Source organism: Thalassospira sp. TSL5-1 (assembly GCF_001907695.1).
GTDB lineage: Bacteria > Pseudomonadota > Alphaproteobacteria > Rhodospirillales > Thalassospiraceae > Thalassospira.
Genome location: NZ_KV880637.1, coordinates 1,038,819 through 1,056,328 on the forward strand (window position 1 = coordinate 1,038,819; position 17,510 = coordinate 1,056,328).

General features: G+C 55.3%; 14 protein-coding genes. 5 read left to right on the forward strand and 9 right to left on the reverse strand.

Annotation, left to right across the window (positions count from 1 at the left end):
* Positions 1-10 precede the first annotated feature (10 nt).
* From LF95_RS04930 to LF95_RS23045, 3 genes are all read left to right on the forward strand, one after another.
* Positions 11-973 carry an alpha/beta hydrolase family protein gene (locus LF95_RS04930; protein ID WP_252509660.1) on the forward strand — a complete coding sequence of 321 codons (963 nt, stop codon included), beginning with the start codon at positions 11-13 and terminating at the stop codon, positions 971-973.
* Positions 974-1,104: 131 nt separating this feature from the next.
* Positions 1,105-3,021: a 1-deoxy-D-xylulose-5-phosphate synthase gene (gene dxs, locus LF95_RS04935; RefSeq protein ID WP_073953932.1), complete on the forward strand. Its 1,917-nt coding sequence runs from the start codon at positions 1,105-1,107 to the stop codon at positions 3,019-3,021.
* 550 nt (positions 3,022-3,571) lie between these two features.
* Complete coding sequence (locus LF95_RS23045; protein ID WP_073953933.1) at positions 3,572-3,916, forward strand: hypothetical protein; 345 nt, start codon at positions 3,572-3,574, stop codon at positions 3,914-3,916.
* 212 nt (positions 3,917-4,128) lie between these two features.
* Here the strand turns inward: LF95_RS23045 and LF95_RS04945 are convergent, their stop codons facing one another.
* The 9 genes from LF95_RS04945 to dctP all read right to left on the reverse strand — a co-directional run bounded on the left by LF95_RS04945 (position 4,129) and on the right by dctP (position 15,673).
* Positions 4,129-6,333, reverse strand: a complete 2,205-nt coding sequence (locus LF95_RS04945; RefSeq protein ID WP_073953934.1) for a TonB-dependent receptor — start codon at positions 6,331-6,333, stop codon at positions 4,129-4,131.
* A 320-nt stretch (positions 6,334-6,653) separates the two neighbouring features.
* Positions 6,654-7,436, reverse strand: a complete 783-nt coding sequence (locus LF95_RS04950) for a glucose 1-dehydrogenase (protein ID WP_143181941.1) — start codon at positions 7,434-7,436, stop codon at positions 6,654-6,656.
* A gap of 41 nt (positions 7,437-7,477) precedes the next feature.
* The gene (locus tag LF95_RS04955) at positions 7,478-8,428 is read right to left on the reverse strand and encodes a zinc-dependent alcohol dehydrogenase family protein (RefSeq protein WP_073953935.1); all 951 of its coding nucleotides are present in this window, start codon (positions 8,426-8,428) and stop codon (positions 7,478-7,480) included.
* 127 nt (positions 8,429-8,555) lie between these two features.
* Positions 8,556-9,542, reverse strand: a complete 987-nt coding sequence (locus LF95_RS04960; protein WP_073953936.1) for a quinone oxidoreductase family protein — start codon at positions 9,540-9,542, stop codon at positions 8,556-8,558.
* Between the two features lie 164 nt (positions 9,543-9,706).
* Positions 9,707-11,233 carry a malonate--CoA ligase gene (locus LF95_RS04965; protein WP_073953937.1) on the reverse strand — a complete coding sequence of 509 codons (1,527 nt, stop codon included), beginning with the start codon at positions 11,231-11,233 and terminating at the stop codon, positions 9,707-9,709.
* 6 nt (positions 11,234-11,239) lie between these two features.
* A complete protein-coding gene (locus LF95_RS04970) occupies positions 11,240-12,562 on the reverse strand; it encodes a malonyl-CoA decarboxylase (RefSeq protein ID WP_073953938.1) in 1,323 nt (440 codons plus the stop codon).
* A complete protein-coding gene (locus tag LF95_RS04975) occupies positions 12,562-13,881 on the reverse strand; it encodes a TRAP transporter large permease (protein WP_073953939.1) in 1,320 nt (439 codons plus the stop codon). The genes LF95_RS04970 and LF95_RS04975 overlap by 1 nt, the downstream gene beginning before the upstream one ends.
* Positions 13,882-13,893: 12 nt before the next feature.
* The gene (locus LF95_RS04980; protein ID WP_143181942.1) at positions 13,894-14,592 is read right to left on the reverse strand and encodes a TRAP transporter small permease; all 699 of its coding nucleotides are present in this window, start codon (positions 14,590-14,592) and stop codon (positions 13,894-13,896) included.
* Positions 14,593-14,662: 70 nt separating this feature from the next.
* On the reverse strand, positions 14,663-15,673 hold the full coding sequence (dctP, locus tag LF95_RS04985) for a TRAP transporter substrate-binding protein DctP (RefSeq protein WP_252509661.1): 1,011 nt from the start codon (positions 15,671-15,673) through the stop codon (positions 14,663-14,665).
* A 312-nt stretch (positions 15,674-15,985) separates the two neighbouring features.
* On the opposite strand from dctP, the gene LF95_RS04990 reads away from it, so the two are divergent.
* Positions 15,986-16,663, forward strand: a complete 678-nt coding sequence (locus tag LF95_RS04990) for a GntR family transcriptional regulator (protein ID WP_073953940.1) — start codon at positions 15,986-15,988, stop codon at positions 16,661-16,663.
* A gap of 58 nt (positions 16,664-16,721) precedes the next feature.
* Complete coding sequence (locus LF95_RS04995) at positions 16,722-17,474, forward strand: TlyA family RNA methyltransferase (protein ID WP_073953941.1); 753 nt, start codon at positions 16,722-16,724, stop codon at positions 17,472-17,474.
* Positions 17,475-17,510 lie beyond the last annotated feature (36 nt).

Here is a 17,510-nt window from a genome sequence, read left to right on the forward strand (position 1 = left end):
GAGCTGCCTTATGCCGGAGATGCAGGAAAAACCCGCCTATCATGCAGGCTTTCGGGACCGGGTGTTTGACAAGGACCCGTTCCCGTTGGCCCTGTGGTACCCGTCAGAGGGCACAGAAACGCCAGTACGCCATATGGGCGTTGCCAGCATGGCGGTCCGCAATGGTGATTTCGCGCCGGGCGGGCCGTTTCCACTGGTACTGATTTCGCATGGCTCGGAAGGGCACCGTTTTGTGCATTTCTGGCTGGCGGAATATCTGGCCCGGCGCGGCTATATTGTCGCGGCGTTGCAGCATAATGGCGATAATTACCTTGATGCCGCGGATGCGCGGTCATTGGCGATTATTGAACGGCGCCCGCTGGAAATGAAACAGGCGCTGGACCTTCTGTTGGCGCAGGATGATATTGCCCCGCATATTGATGCCACCCGCATTTGCGCCCTGGGGCATTCGGCGGGCGGGGCAACGGTTTTCAAACTGGCGGGCTGGCAGTTCGATGCCGGGGAATGGCAGCGTTATTGCGCCATCAATCGCGACTCAGACCGGGTGATTTGCGAATTTGTGCCTGATCAGAGGGCGTTAAACCGTTTGCACGATCGCTATGGTGCGCCAATTGTGCCTGCCGGCGATGACCGCATTTCGGCCATCATTGCCATTGCGCCGGCCTTTGGCGTGGCGGCAACATCCGCCGGGTTTGAAAATGTTGATGTTCCGATGCTGGTGATCGAGGCGGAAACCGATGAAGTTTTGCCCCATGATGTCAATGCTGCGCGTTTTCGCCAGTTGTTGCAGGGTAGGGCCGGTTTTGTGCGCATCAAGGGGGCGGGGCATTATTCGTTTTTGCCACCCTGTACCGATTTTATTGCGCAAAATTTCCCCCATTTGTGCCGGGATTTTGGCCGCGAAAGACAGCATATTCATAACAGTGTGCAGCAGCTTGTCGGGCATTTTCTGGATCGTGTTTTAACGCGCTGAATTTGGCGTAATTTCGGGGTCGCTAATTTTGTTTAACCCCGCTATTTTACGGCCCTTGCAATGGGATTGCCAAAGCGTCACCCTGTTGTCATGAAATCAAACGCTGAGAGAACACAAAAATCGAGTTCGGCATGACCACCTCCAAGACCCCGCTGCTTGACACTGTTACGATCCCGTCAGACCTGCGCAAGTTGCAGCCAGCGCAACTGCGACAGCTTGCCGATGAATTGCGACAGGAAACCATTGATGCCGTCTCGGTCACGGGCGGGCATTTGGGGGCCGGGCTGGGTGTGGTCGAACTGACCGTTGCCATCCATTACCTGTTTGATACCCCGCATGACCGTTTGATCTGGGATGTGGGGCATCAGTGCTATCCGCATAAAATTCTGACCGGGCGGCGTGACCGTATTCGTACCCTGCGCCAGGGCGGCGGGCTGTCGGGCTTTACCAAACGCGCGGAATCCGAATATGACCCGTTTGGGGCGGGCCATAGCTCTACCTCGATTTCGGCGGGTTTGGGCATGGCGGTGGCCAATCAGCTATCGGATGACAAACGCAAAAACGTGATTGCCGTGATTGGCGATGGCGCGATGAGTGCGGGCATGGCCTATGAAGCCATGAACAATGCGGCTGCGACCGACCAGCGCCTGATTGTGATTTTGAACGACAATGACATGTCGATTGCCCCGCCGGTGGGCTCCATGTCGGGCTATCTGTCCCGGTTGATTTCGGGCAAAAGCTATCAGGGGTTGCGCAATGCGGCCAAGGGGCTGACCAAACATTTGCCCCGCCAGATCGAGGAAGCCGCCCGCAAAATAGAGGAATATACCCGTGGTATGGTAACGGGGGGCACCCTGTTTGAAGAAATGGGGTTCTTCTATGTCGGACCGATTGACGGGCATAACCTGGACCATTTATTGCCGGTTCTGAAAAATGTGCGCGATGCCGACCTTGATGGCCCGGTATTGATCCATGCCGTGACGCAGAAGGGCAAGGGTTATGCCCCGGCGGAACATGCGGCGGATAAATATCACGGCGTTGCCAAGTTTGACGTGGTAACGGGCAAGCAGGCCAAGCCAACCCCCAATGCACCGTCCTACACCAAGGTTTATGGTGAAACGCTGGTCAAGCTGGGGCAGAAGGACGAAAAGGTAACGGCGATTACCGCCGCCATGCCATCGGGCACGGGGGTTAACCTGTTTGCCGATGCCTTCCCGGAACGGTCCTTTGATGTTGGCATTGCCGAACAGCATGCCGTGACCTTTGCTGCCGGTATGGCGTGTGAAGGGTACAAACCGTTTTGCACCATTTATTCCACTTTCCTGCAACGCGGCTATGACCAGTTGGTGCATGATGTGGTGGTGCAAAACCTGCCGGTGCGTTTTGCGCTTGATCGTGCTGGTCTTGTGGGGGCCGATGGCGCGACCCATGCCGGGGCGTATGATCTGGCCTATCTGGGATGTTTGCCCAATATCGTGCTGATGGCCCCGGCCGACGAAGCCGAACTGGTCCATATGACCACCACGGCCTGGGCCATTGATGACCGCCCCAGCGCGTTTCGATATCCGCGCGGCGAGGGTGTTGGTGTTGAACTGCCTGCTGAAGGTCAGGTTCTGGAAATTGGCAAGGGGCGTGTTTTGCGTGAAGGCAGCAAAGTTGCCATTCTTTCCTATGGTACCCGCCTTGCGGAATCCCTTTCTGCAGCCGAGGATCTGGCAGCACGGGGCCTTTCCACCACGGTGGCCGATGCCCGCTTTGCCAAGCCGCTGGACGGTGAATTGATCGAGAAACTGGCGCGTAATCATGAAGTGCTGATTACGATCGAAGAAGGATCAATTTGCGGGTTTGGTGCGCTGGTCTTGCAGCATATGGCAGGGCAGGGTTTGCTGGATATGGGCCTGAAGGTAAGGACCATGACCTTGCCCGATACGCTGCTGGACCATGACAAACCCGAAAAACAATATGCCGAAGCCGGCCTTGATGCCAGCGCGATTGTCAGCACCGCATTGTCGGCACTGGGCCTGGATGAAAGCAAGGCGCGGGCCTGAAACACGGTGGTTTCAGGTTCTGATCCTGAGGCGCTGAAACCCGGCAACGGTCTGATCTGGCTTGTGAAACGAGCCTGCCATGACATTGTTTGACTTGAGATGTGAAACGTCGCCAAATTGTATTTGGCGGCGTTTTTTTGTTTTGTGTGGGTTTTGAATTTTACTTGATATTTATTTGTGTTTTCTGTGAATATTCACAAGTATTTATTCGATTATCGGCTTTTGTATTTTGCATTTATTTGTAAATAAATTGACTTTTATATTTATAGGGTGCAATGTTCATTTCTTAAGTCAGACCCCTGACTTTCAAAATGGAGGAAGCATGATGAGTTTCCAGAAATTCTCTGCCTCTCAGAACAAGCCTTCCACTTCTGCCGATGCGAAAACGCAAAACGTCTCCCATCCGGTTGACGCGGCAGTGCCGAAGGCAAAACCCGAAGCAAAATCCTCGAAAAAAGTTTAGTTCGCGCATTTGTGCGAATCTAAGCGGTGATCGGGGGCGAAAACCCCCGTTTTACTGTTACTTTTTCGTAATTCCAAGGTGACGAAAATGCCAATCACGCGCGTAACACACAAGCCGGTTGCGTTTTCCGGGCCCTTTTATTTGAACGGTTACGATGAAACCTTTCCTGCGGGCGAGTATGACGTTGAAACCGATGAAGAACTGATTGAAGGGGTTTCCTTCCTGGCCTACCGCCGGATTGCAACATTGCTGCATGTGCGTAGCAAAACCGGCGCACGCACATTGACTATTGACCCCCGGGAACTGGATCTTGCGATTTTGGTTGATCGCGGTGGATGCGGTGCAATGGCCCAGGATGCCGAACCAAAGCGGGATGCACAGTTAAAAGAGGCCATTTCCCGGGCCGAAAACGAAGGCATGACGGATATATGATGGTTTTAATCGCGCATGAACAGCGCCCCGTCGATGCGGCCTGGATGCCGTTGCACTCCCTGTTTGCAAGGGCGATGCTGATGTTGATCGTGACGATATTTACGACATTGTTTGTTTTCGGTGTGTAAACCTGCCTTTGGGCGGGATGCAAATTGAAAAAGGCCACCTGTGCAAAACAGGCGGCCTTTTGTGTGTTTGAACTGTTGAAGCGATTAAAAATCAACCGTCAATGACAGTTTCGCCGTCAGCGGTGCGCCCATCGTAAGGTACCCGCCATTGGCCGATGCCCAATAATCGTTATTGGTGACATTTTCGACATTGGCGCGCAGCGTGACCGGATAGGTGCGAATGTCGGTTTCATAGCGTGCACCAAGATCAAGGCGGGTCCAGGACGGAATTTCCAGACTGTTGGCGGTATTGGCATATTGGCTGCCGGTATGAACCACACGGGCGTTGATCGTTGCGCCCTTAACAAAAGGCAGATCGTATTCAACGCCCAGCTTGGCGATATAATCGGGCACGCCAATCGGGGTGTTGCCTTCGTCGGCGGCATTGTTCAAATCGGTCAGTTTGGCATCATAAAGGGTGACGCCACCCAAAATGCGCGTTCCGGTCACAGGTTCGCCAAAGACCTGAAATTCAAGCCCGCGATTGCGTTGTGTGCCATCGGCAACATAGGTGCCATTGCGGACAAAGGCCGAGGGTTCCTCGATCTGGAACAGGGCGATAGAGCCGCCAAAGGTGCCAAAATCGGCCTTGGTGCCCACTTCGTATTGTTTCGACACATAGGGATCAAGCTGTTCGCCGGGGTTGCTGACACCCGAAAACGGTGCCGTCTGCCCGACAGAAAGCGCCTCGGTATAGTTGGCATAAACAGAAACCTGCTCGGTCACATTGGCGACGATGCCGACCATCGGTGAATCTTCATCGACTTTTTGATTGGCACTTTGGCTGCCATCAGCAAGCGAGAAGGTTGTTGTTTGCACCGTCTGGTGACGAATGCCGGCTGTGATATGCAGGCGATCATCCAGAAAACTGGCGGTATCGGCGATGAACAGGCTGGAAACGGTGGTGGTATTGCGCAAGGTCGGATCACCAAGATTGCCCGACGGCGTGCCTAGCGGCGGAAAGGATGATGGAGTTTCGCCATAAATATTGCCGGTAGCGCGGGGGGCGGTACCAAAGGCCCAGGCCTGGTGGCTTTTATTCCACATGCCTGATGCACCGACATTCAGTTCATGTGATACGTCCAGCGTATCGAACTTGATGCGCGCCCCGCCCATTGCCGTGTTGGTGGTATCGTTGCGCACAATATAGGAGCTGCTATAGCTCATGGTGCCATCGGTACCATCAATCCGCGAGGTGGAATAGATACCGGATTCCTCCATATGCCGGGTGCCGAGCGCGATGTAGCCCATGACATTTTCATTGAAGTCATGTTCGACACGGCCCTGAATGAAATCATCCTGCAAATCGGCCCAGGTGCCATCGGCGTTGAAATTGTGCGATGCAGACGGCGCATCGGGAATACTGGTAAGGGCGCTGTTAAGCGTGATGGAGGTGCGGCTATGATCGATGTTTTTTTCGTTATGGCCGCTATCGATGGTGATGCGGGTGTCGTCGCCGCGATAATCAAATGACAACGCCCCGGCAACGGTTTCGCGCTGCTCGTCGTCGATTGCGGTATTGCCATTGGCGTATTTCAGGTTCGCGCGAATGCCAAACTGCTTGTCCTTGCCAAAACGGCGACCGACATCAAGATGGGTACCTACTTCGCTGTCCATGCCGTAGGTGGTGGTCAGGCTGGTGATGGGGGTATCTGTTGCACGCTTGGGCACCAGGTTGATGGACCCGCCAATGCCGCTGCCGCCCGGTGACATGCCGTTCAAAAAGCCCGATGCCCCCTTGGTGACTTCAACACGGTCATACATCGAAACATCGACCAATTGACGCGGGGCCGTGCCATACAGGCCGTCCAGCGACACATCATCGCCATCCAGCACAAATCCCCGGATCATGTAACGGTCGCCCGACCCGCCATAGCTGTAGGATGTGATCACGCCGGGGTCATTATCGACCACATCGGCAATGGTATCGGCCTGCTGGTCCTTGATCAGTTTTTCCGTATAGGCCGAACTGTTGATGGCGGTGTCGAGCACATCCTTGTTGCCCAGAACACCGGCACGTCCGCCCGAGGCAACCTGACCGCCCGCATAGACGGACGGGGTGGGATCGCCAGCCTCGTTTTGGGCCTGGCCTTCGATGGTGATGGGGGCAAGCTTCACGGCCTGTTCATCCGGCTTTTGGGACTTGGTGGTTTCCTGTGCGGAAACAGGCGCGGAAGAAAGGGCAAGAAGGCTTGCCGACGCCAGCAGTGCCAACCCAAATGGGCGGCGGCATTTTGCAGAAAATGACATATCGGTTTCCCAAGACTATTGCGCAGGTCCGCTGACCTGCAAAACTGCTCCCGGTTATCACTATTGATAATTAATCTCAACGATAATGATCATCACTATCATTTGCGATATAATTGTTCAGTTTTGCAATTTGCCGTTTCAAGGATTTGAAATCTGTGCGTGTAAATTTTGGGGAAACTTAAGGTGGGTTCTCTTTTTGCGTGTATTTTGGCGTGTACAACGCAATTTGGCTGGTGAAAGTACTTTCTTACCAGCCCCTCAGCAGCCCTATAGGAAAACCAAAATTCGTGATATTGCGAGCGAGTCGCAGAAGAAACGGGTTAGTCCTTATAGATCATTTTATGAGTCATGCCGCCATCAATGCGCAGGGTTTCCCCGGTGATAAAGCCGGACTTTTCTCCATCGAGTAAAAAGGCCACCGCATTGGCAATATCTGCCGGGATACCGACACGCCCGGCCGGATGCTGGCTTTTGTCGGTTTCGCTATGGACCGGCGTGCTGCGGTTGGCCGATTTTTGCCAGTCCGCAACCTCGATCCAGCCCGGTGCAATGGCATTCACGCGCACCGCCCCCGAAAGGCTGACGGCCATGGCATGGGTCAGCGCGACAAGCCCGCCTTTGGTGGCGGCATAGGCCTCGCTATTGGCTTCGGACTGAAAGGCGCGGGTGGAGGCGATGTTAACGATGGCACCCTTGCTTTTGCGCAAATGCTGGGTGGCGTGTTTGGCCGCCAGAAACGCCCCGCCCAGATTGACATTGATCACGCGACGCCAGTTTTCCCAATCCAGATGTTCAAACGGGCCATTATCGGGATTGGCGATGCTGGCATTGTTCACCAGCCCGTCAATGCGGCCAAAGCGGTCAATCGTGCGCTGGATGGCAAGGGCAACATCGTCCTCATTCGCGACGTCACCGGCAAAAAACAGGCAGCGTTCCCGCTTATCCGCGTTCAGGGCCTCCATTGCCTCGCGGCCTGCTTCTTCATCAAGATCAAACATCATGACTTTCCAACCGGCATCGAGCAAATGCAGGCTGATGCCCAAACCCAGCCCTTGGGCGCCACCGGTCACAAACGCGACTTTGGGATGTTGCATGTCGTTCATGGTGTTTACCGTCCTGTTTGATGGTGGGGGTGATCCCGGTATCAGAATTGCAAAACCGGTTTTTCCAACCGGCCGGGCTGATGAAAAAAGTTAATGGCGTTTTTCCAGTCTGCCAGGTCAAAAACCGCAATCGGCGGCAGGCTGGCATCGTGTAGCAGCGGCCAAAGCTGATCAAACCAGCCCTGCCATTTAGCGGGCGAAACGGTTTCCAGCCGGTCGCGCAGATGAAACCGCTTAATGCGCGCCACGGCATTTTCCGGCAGGGCGAAAAGCTGGCCTGACAACAGGCCATAGGACACCAGAACACTGCCGTCGGGCATATGTGCGAGTAACTGTCGGGCAAGGTCGCCGCCCACGGCATCAAATACAATGTCGGCGCTGTTGGCCGCGTCTGTCAGGGCGGCTTCGTTGGTCATATCAACGGGATGGGCCCCAAGCTCTTCAATGCCGGTTTTGCGCACGGCGCTGCGGTATATGCCGGTAACAGAGGCTGCGCCCTGTGCCAATGCCCATTGAGTTAACAGGCCCGCACAGGAAGACCCGGCAGCGGTCACAAGGATGTTTTTGTCCTTTACCGGCCAAAGATCAAGCATCAACCATGCCGCCAGCGGATTGATATAGCCACGTAGCGCAATGTCGTCCGGGATGTTGTCGGGCACAGCGACCATCAAGGCGGGATCGGCATCGACAAAGTTTTGCCAGGTGCCGGTTGTGCGCAGGGGCATGACCCGCTGCCCCACCGAAAACGGGCAGGTCGCGTCCGCGGCCTTTTCAACAAGGGTGCCCAGCCCTTCATACCCGGCAATTTGCGGCGTCGAAATGCGATGGTGATAGGCCCCCGTTACCGGAATCAGGTCGGACGGGTTTATGGGCGCGGCGATCATTTCCACCCGAACCAGCCCGCTTTCAAGCGGTTTCAGTGGGGTTGTTTCAAGGCCAAGAACGTCGAGCGGGTCGCCAAACTGCCGATACCAAAGGGCCGAATTCTTCATGTTTATCTGCCTGTTGCCAGAAGGTGCGTCCCTGAACCTAGTTCTTTTGGCAGATAACAGCCAGCCCGATCCGGTGGTTTTGGGGAAAACAGCAAATGGGCTGGCGATGGTGACACTTCAGGACTGATCAGGGTACCATCAGGATGGCCCCGCTTGATGCCCGGCTTTCGGCCAGTTCGTGGGCTGCGGGGGCGTCCTCAAGGGCAAAACGCGCCGCGATTTCCACTTTGACGAAACCCTTGGCAATGGCATCAAACACATCCGCCGCATTGGCACGGAAACGTTCCGGCGTTGCATTGTGCGGAAAAACCGATGGCCGGGTTAAAAACAGGCAGCCCTTTTTATTAAGGATTTCCGGCGAAATATCGGGTGCCGGGCCGGATGCCGCCCCAAACAGCACCACCATGCCAAAAGGCTGTGCCAGGTCCAGCGACTGCAGAAAGGTGTGTTTGCCAACCGAATCATACACCACGCGCGCCTTGCGGCCCTTGGTCGCGGCCAGCAGTTCTTCCACCCAGTTTTCGTTGCGGTAATTAATGGCAATATCGCAACCCGCTGCACGCGCAATGGCGCATTTTTCGTCCGAGCCAGCGGTTCCCACCACAAACGCCCCCAATGCCTTGGCCCAGCCCGACAGGATTTGACCAACACCACCCGCAGCGGCATGGATAATCACCATGTCGCCAGCCTGAACCGGGCAGGTATGTTTGAGCAGGTACTGCGCTGTCATACCCTTGAAAATGGTGGCGGCAGCTTGTTCATCCGACACAGTATCGGGCAGGGGCACCAGCTTTTCCGCGCTGACATTGCGCAAATCGGCATAGGCGCCAAGGCCTGCATTGATGTATGCCACGCGCATGCCGACTTTCAGATCGGTGACATCACTGCCAACGGCCTCGATCACCCCGGCGGCTTCATGGCCCAGCGGGCTTGGAAGCGAAAGCGGATAGGCACCGCTGCGCTGATAGACATCGATAAAGTTAAAACCAATCGCGGTTTGGCGGATGCGGACTTCACTGGGGCCGGGAACGCCCAGGGGAATGTTTTTGACGATCATGTTCCCGGCGGGGCCATGTGCGTCGATCATGATTTGACGGGCGGTAAAAGAGGACATGATGTGCTTCTTTCTCCATCAGGGGGACAGGAGTGATTTGACCGAATAAAAAAGCGCCAGACAACAGCAATTGTTGCCCGGCGCAGTTATGGTGAAACATTGGCTGACGGCAGGGCGCGCACAAAGGGGGCGCTGCTGCCTGCCGTCGCCCGTCCACCGGGAGATCAGTTTTTGCCCCCTTTAAAGGTATCGGCATATTCGTTACGCAACTGGGCCTTTTGCACCTTGCCCATCGTGTTACGCGGCAGTTCGTCAATTTTCCAGATGCGTTTGGGTACCTTGAATTTTGCCAGTTTGTCCTGGGTACGGGCGATCAGTTCCTGTTCATCAAACCCATTTGCATTGGCTGGCACGATCACGGCGGCAACCGCCTCGCCAAAATCGGGGTGGGGCAGGCCAAAGACGGCAACTTCACCCACCTCGTCATACTCGCCAATCACTTCTTCGACTTCCTTGGGATAGACGTTAAAGCCGCCGGAAATGATCAAATCCTTGTCGCGGCCAACAATAGTGACGTATCCGTCCTCGCCCAGGGTGGCGAGGTCGCCGGTAATAAAAAAACCGTCTTTGCGAAATTCGGATGCGGTTTTTTCCGGCATTTGCCAGTATCCCTTGAACACATTGGGGCCGCGAACTTCCAGCACGCCAATTTCGCCATGCGGCAGGATATTGCCATCCTTGTCGCACACCCGGGCTTCAATGCCGGGCAGGGCCGGGCCAACTGCACCGGGGCGGCGTTCGCCATCCAGCGGGTTGGATGTGTTCATGCAGGTTTCTGTCATGCCATAGCGTTCCAGGATTTTATGGCCCGTGCGTTCAAAAAACTGGTCGTGGGTTTCGGCCAGCAGCGGGGCGGAGCCTGAAACAAACAGCCGCATGTTTGAAGTGACATCACGGGTGAAGCCGGGATGCGCCAGAAGGCGGGTATAGAATGTGGGAACGCCCATTAAAACAGTGGATTTCGGCAGGCGTTCGATCACGTCATCGGCATCAAATTTGGACAGCAGAATGATCTTGCCACCATTAAGCAGCATGATATTGACCGCAACAAACAGCCCGTGGGTGTGAAACAGCGGAAGGGCATGGAGTAATACATCGTCCGGCTGGAAGCCCCAGGCTTTATGAAGGGTCAGGGCGTTTGACGTCAGGTTGCCATGACTAAGCATCGCGCCCTTTGAACGCCCCGTGGTGCCCGAGGTGTACAGGATGGCAGCAATGTCGTCGCTGGTCACATCGGCAATATCGGTGCTGGCGTGCGCACTGGCGGCTTGGTCATTCAGGGTGCCATCGCCCTTGGTGCCCAGGGTTAGAACGGCGGCAACATTGTTTTTGCTGGCAAGGTTCTGCGATGTTTCAAGCCGGTTCGGGATGCAAACAAAAACGCGCGGGGCAGCATCGCCCAGAAAATAGGCGATTTCATCGCCGGTATAGGCAGTGTTGAGCGGCAGGTGAATGGCCCCCAGCTGTAAACAGGCCAGATAAAGCGCGATCACATCGGACGATTTATCGACCTGAACGGCAACGCGATCGCCTTTGACCACACCATGAGACGCCAGAACGCTGGCATAGCGCCCCGTAAGGTCCAGAAGTTTGTCAAAGCTGACTTCGGACCCGTCATATTCCACCAGAAACGGGCGCGAACGATCGGCCGGGAACCGTTTGATGAATTCTAAAAGCAGGTTTTGTGACATGGCAGGCTATCCTTGATTTCCGGCAAGCTGTGAAACGGCACGCGAGAGCGCGATTTTGCCGTCATTAACCAGTGATTCGTGGTTTCGTTCAATATCATTCAGATGGTAGGCGTAATTCACCATGATCCCGCCCGACTGGCGCAATCCCTTGGTTGAAATGTCACCCATCCAGTTCAGGCGTTCCAGACGCGCGCCATTGCCAAGATGAAAGCGCGCGGTTGGGTCCAGCGGCGCTTTGCCACGCTTGGCATGGGCAAGGTATCGTGCACAAAGTTGTAGGGTTGGTTTTTTAAGCGCCTCGGCACGGGCGGCATCATTTACCCAACTGTCATCTTCCATTGCGGTCAGGATTTCTGCGGCCTGCTTGGCATCGTCATTGTCGGATTTTTGCCGCGTGCGCAGCCAGCCCATAAAACCGGGAATCGGCGACAGGGTGGCAAATTGTTCGAGTTTGGGAAACTCGCGCTTCAGTTCCTCGACCACCTGTTTGATCAGGAAATTGCCAAAGGAAATGCCGCGCAGGCCGGTCTGGCAGTTGCTGATCGAATAGAAAATGGCGGTATTGGCTTTGGATTGCGCGGTTTCATCAATTTCAGGGGCCAGCAGGGCCTGCACACTATCGGCCAGGCCATGCACCAGGGCCACCTCGACAAAAATCAGCGGGTCATCGGGCATGGCGGGGTGGAAAAAGGCAAAACATTTGCGGTCATCGGCCAGGCGGCGGCGCAAATCATCCCAGCCCTGAATTTCATGTACCGCTTCATAGCGGATCAGTTTTTCCAGGATCGATGCCGATGTTTCCCAGTCAATATGGCGCAGTTCCAGAAAACCCCGGTTAAACCAGCTTGTCAGCAGGTGCTGCATATCGGCATTAAGGGGTTCAAGATGGCGGTTTTCCTTAAGCGCATTGAGGAGGGAATTACGCATATCGACAATGGCGCGGGTGCCGCCCGGTGCCATATTAATGCGGCGCAGCAGCTCCTGGCGGGCAGGTTCCGATGCCTGGGTCAATGCTGCAAGGTTGCTTTCATTGGGATCGGCTTTATAGGCCTCTGCGGCTTCAATCACGGCAATGCGGTCGGCGGAAAATTCGTTCTGCATCATGGTGAAAAAACGCAGATGCTCGCTTTCCGCCAGATTTTCCCAGCCCCGCACCACTTCGCGGGCCAGGGCCGTACCACGGGCTTCGCCCTTTTGCGACACTAGATCATGGCATAGCGTTGCCAGGCGCATGAACGGGTCCTGCGGGGCGCTCAGCGGCAGGTCAAGCAGCTCGCGCCCGCGATCGGCGATGGATGAAATCCAGTTACGAACGGACATTCGCGACATTAGCGGCCTCCTCCGATCATGGCGTTGGGCAGCCAGGTGGCAATTTCAGGGAAAATGCACAGGATGATGATGGCAACAAACATGCAGCCAACATAGGGCATCGCACCCTTCAGGATGGTTTGCAGGCGGATATCCGGCGCAATGCCGTTAATCACATACAGGTTCAGGCCAACCGGCGGGGTGATCAGGCCGATTTCCATATTGATCGTCAGGATCACGGCAAACCAGTACGGGTCAAACCCGGCATTGATGATCACCGGCAGCAGGATGGGTGCCGACATCAGGATGACAGCGACGGGGGGCAGGAAAAACCCGCTGATCAGCAAAAACACATTGATAAATGCCATCAAAACCCAGCGATTAACATCAAGGTCCGAAATCCAGTGGGCGATGGACTGGGTGATGAACAGGCTCGACAGCATATAGCTAAACAATCCTGCCGCGCCGATGATCAGCAGAATCATCACGGATTCACGCGTCGTATCGCGCAGGATGTGCCAGATTTTGCCAGGCTGCCACATCCGGTAAACCACAACGGCCGTGAGCAGGCAGAACAGTGCACCAACCCCCGCCGTTTCCGATGGCGTCGCCACCCCGCCATAAAGCGCGAACAATACCGCTGCAATAATGACCAGAAAGGGCAGAATGCGCGGCAGGATTTCGAATTTTTCTTTCCAGCTATAGGAAACCGATGCTAGCGCGGTGCCCGCATGGCCCTGTTGCCATGTGGAATAAAGCGACCATGCCATAAACAGGGCCGTCACCATCAGGCCTGGCAGCAAACCTGCCAGAAACAGGCGGCCAATCGAAGTTTCGGTGGAAATGCCATAAATGATCATGGTGACGCTGGGCGGGATCAGAATGCCAAGCGTACCGCCTGCCGCAATCGACCCCGATGCCACGGTGTCGGGAAAGCCGCGTTCGCGCATGGCGGGAATGCCCATTTTGCCAATTGCGGCACAGGTCGCCGGGGATGACCCGGACAGGGCAGAAAAGATGGCACACGCCCCCAGATTGGAAATGACCAGGCCGCCAGGAACGCGGGTCAGCCAGCGGTCCAGCGCCGAATAAAGATCGCCGCCTGCGCGCGAGGAGGCCACAACCGCCCCCATTAGAATAAACATGGGAATGGCAAGAACTTCAAAACTTTCCAGTTTGCCAAACAGAATTTCGGGCAATAGCGGCAGCGAACCGACGCCATCAAAGATCATGATAAAGCCGACACTGATCACCAGCAGGCCAATGCCCACCGGAATGCCGGAGAAAAGAACAAGGGTGGTCGCGATGCCGACAAGGGCAGCAAGAAGCAGGGGATCCATCAGGTGCTCTCCTTATACGGCGTCTTCGGGGATGTCGAAGGGCGTAGTGCGGTTCGTGATCAGGCCCAAAAGATCGGCCAGGAATTGCAAAAACAGCAGGCAAAAACCAATGGGCAGGGCGCTATAGGGTTTCCACAGTGCAACGCCCCAGACTGTTTCGGACCGCCAGCCGCCTTCATAGGCGTCAATGACCAGTTCAATCCCATAGAAACCAAACAAGCCGCTAATCGCCAGACCGAACAATAAAATGATCACGGCAAGAATTTTACGATTGCCGCGTTTCAGATACATCGGCAGCAGGTCAACATTCACATGACCGCGGATCATTTGCACATAAGGCAGGCCGACCAGGGTTGCGCCGATCATCAGGAAAATCACCGCCTCTGTTTGCCAGACCGTGGAGGCATTGAGCACATAGCGCATATAAACCAGCTGACAAATGATCAGCATGGCGATGGTGAACATGGCCGCAGAGGCCGCACCGCATATCTTTGAGAGCAGATGCACACCATGAATGAAGGAGCCAACGGCCCCCGTTGGTGAAGGCGGAATCTGTGCCTTGCCCGCCTTTGGTTCAGTGGGGAGTGGTTCAATATCTGGCGGCGGCGGAAACGGCGAGTTTGACGATTTTGTCTGCACAATCCGGGTACTCCCGTAAGGTTCGGGCATGTCAATCGGAAGTGACGGGGAATGGGGGGCGGCGTTGCTCACGCGTGGCCTCCTTATGCAAGGTTTTTTGTCGGAAGACCGGCGCCGCAGGACGTGCGACGCCGGGAAAACGTCATTTTACCGACAGGGCGAGATCAAGAAGTTCCTGGCCGCCTGGGGTTTCCTTGACGAATTCGGCATAGGAGGTTTCCTTCGCCAGATCCTGCCATTTCTGGAAGTCTTCATCGGTCAGGTCTGCAATTTCTACACCGTTTTCCTTGAAGACCTTGACGCTTGTTTCGTCTTCGTTGCGGCCTTCGGCATCATAGTAGGCTTCGGCCTTTTCTGCCGCTGCGGCCAAGGCATCTTTTTGGGCGTCGTTCAGGGCGTCATAGCTTTTCTTTGACATCAGAACCGGCTGATACATGAACCACAGGGCATTAGCACCTGCCGGGGTGTAGCATTTAACCTGTTCATAGATACGATAGGAAACAAAGCTGGACGAACTTGTGTTGGTGGCATCAAGAACGCCAGTCTGCATTGCCGGATAGATTTCTGAACTGGGCATCGCGGCGATGGAGGCACCAGCCCCCTGCAGCATTTGTTCAAATGATTTACCCGCCGCACGGATTTGCAGGCCTTTAACGTCGTCCGGGGTGCGAATGCAGCCCTTGGTCGAGGCAAAGCCACCGGCCAGCCAGCCGTGCGCCACAGTGACAACACCGCTGTCATTCAGGATCTTTTCCAGGCGATCCATGAATTCGGATTTGTTCATCCGGTTGGCGTGATCATGGTTTTTGATCAGGGCGGGCATCAGGGTCAGGTTGAATTCGGGGTGGCGGCCACCGGCATAAGCCAGCGGATAAACAATCATGTCAAGCTGGCCGCGTTCCATTGGCGTCCACTGCTCTTTGGCCTTGAACAGCGAACCGGACGGGAAAATCTGGATATCCAGATCCACATTGGCAGCCTTGACCTCTTTGGCAATGATTTCCGCCACCTTGTGGCGGACATCGCTGGTGGACCATTGATGGGACAGTTTAAGGGTGGTGGCTGAGGCAATATTGGACATGCCAAAGGCGGTTGCCGCCATTGCAAGGGCTGCGACCGATGCCTTGAGAGACGAGCTAAAAATCTTCATCATTTCCTCCCGGATGAAGCTGCGTTTTAAATAATCGCATATGCGCGTTATGCGCTTTTTATTGTGGCTTTGTTCGCCATATGAGAAAGCGTTGCAGATTCCTGGCATGCTGTCTATTGATTTTTGTATACCAGATGGGCCTTTTGCAATGCCACATAGGAAAGAGGGGCTGAAACGCTGTTAATGGCGGTTTTATGCGCTTTTATATTTCGCAATGCAGCGCGGATAGGAGAATTTTTGGGATGGAATTTCTTTGAAACACACCGAAAGATGTGTTCTGGTATACCACGCTTGAGCTTTTATGGAGGGTGCCGTATGGCGCGGAATGGTAAACTGGCGGAAGAACTGGTTCAGGCGCTGGAACGCGATATTGTAACGGGTGTGCTTCAACCCGGTGACCGCCTTGATGAACGCAGCCTGAGCGAGAGGTTCAATGTTTCGCGAACCCCGGTGCGCGAGGCATTGCAGTCTTTGGCGCGCAGCGGGCTGGTTGCGACCCTGCCACGTCGCGGTACTGTGGTGGCCTCGATTACCATTGCCGAACTGATTGAAATGTTCGAGGTCATGGCCGAGCTTGAGGCCATGTGTGCCCGCCTGGCCGCACGGCGCATGGCAAAGGCTGATATTGACAGGCTTTATGAACTGTCGGCCGAATGTGATGCCCTGCGCGGGCAGGTGGATGCCGATGCCTATTATGCCGCCAATGTACGCTTTCACGAGGCGATTTATGCCGGCTGTCGTAATTCCTATCTGGAAAAACAGACAAAAACCGTGCGCAACCGGCTTTCGCCCTATCGCCGGTTGCAGCTTCATCGTCCGGGCCGGGTGGAAAAATCCAATAATGAACATGCCGAAATTCTTGATGCCATCGCCAGCGGCAAGGCGGATATCGCGGCCGATTTGATGCGCACCCATCTTGCCGTACAGGGTGAAGCCCTGAATGATTTGCTGGCGATGGTGCCGCGTGCCTTTTTAGAGCCGTTGGCAAGTTAACGCACGATCCCCCGAAAACCGGGCGTGATTTTTCTGCCGGGGTGGGGTACAAACCGGCATGGCAAAAAAACAACGTTTGGATCAGATGCTTGTCGACCGGGGCATGGTCGAAAGCCTTGCAAAAGCCCAGGCTCATATCATGGCCGGGGATGTGTTTACCCGCGAGCAGCGCCTCGACAAACCCGGCATGCAGGTGCGCGACGACATATCGCTCACCCTGCGCGGGCAGCCCCACCCTTGGGTCTCGCGCGGCGGGCTGAAGCTGGAAAAGGGACTGACGGAATTTGACATCGATGTCACCGGTTTTACCAGCATTGATGTTGGCTGCTCCACGGGTGGTTTTACCGATGTATTGCTGCAAAAGGGGGCAGCAAAGGTTTATGCCATTGATGTCGGGCAGGGCCAGCTTGACTGGAAGCTGCGCAATGATGAGCGTGTGGTGGTGATGGAAAAAACCAATGCCCGCCATGTCACGGCAGAAATGATTGCCGATCCTGTTGATATTGTTGTGTGTGATGCCAGCTTTATTGGTCTGCGCACGGTTTTGCCCGCCAGCATGGAACGGGTAAAGCCCGGCGGTTATCTGGTCGCGCTGATCAAACCGCAATTCGAGGTCGGCAAGGAACGGGTGGGCAAAAAGGGTGTCGTGCGTGAACCCGAACTGCACCAGGAAGTATGTGATACGATTTCCGACTGGCTGGCAAATTTGCCCGGTTGGCGCGTTCTGGGCCTTGCCACCAGCCCGATCACCGGCCCGGAAGGCAATGTCGAATTTCTGATTGGCGGGCGCAAGGATGGCACAGTTGCCTGACGGCTTTTGATCAGGCAGCCTGCCAGCGTCCCGGAT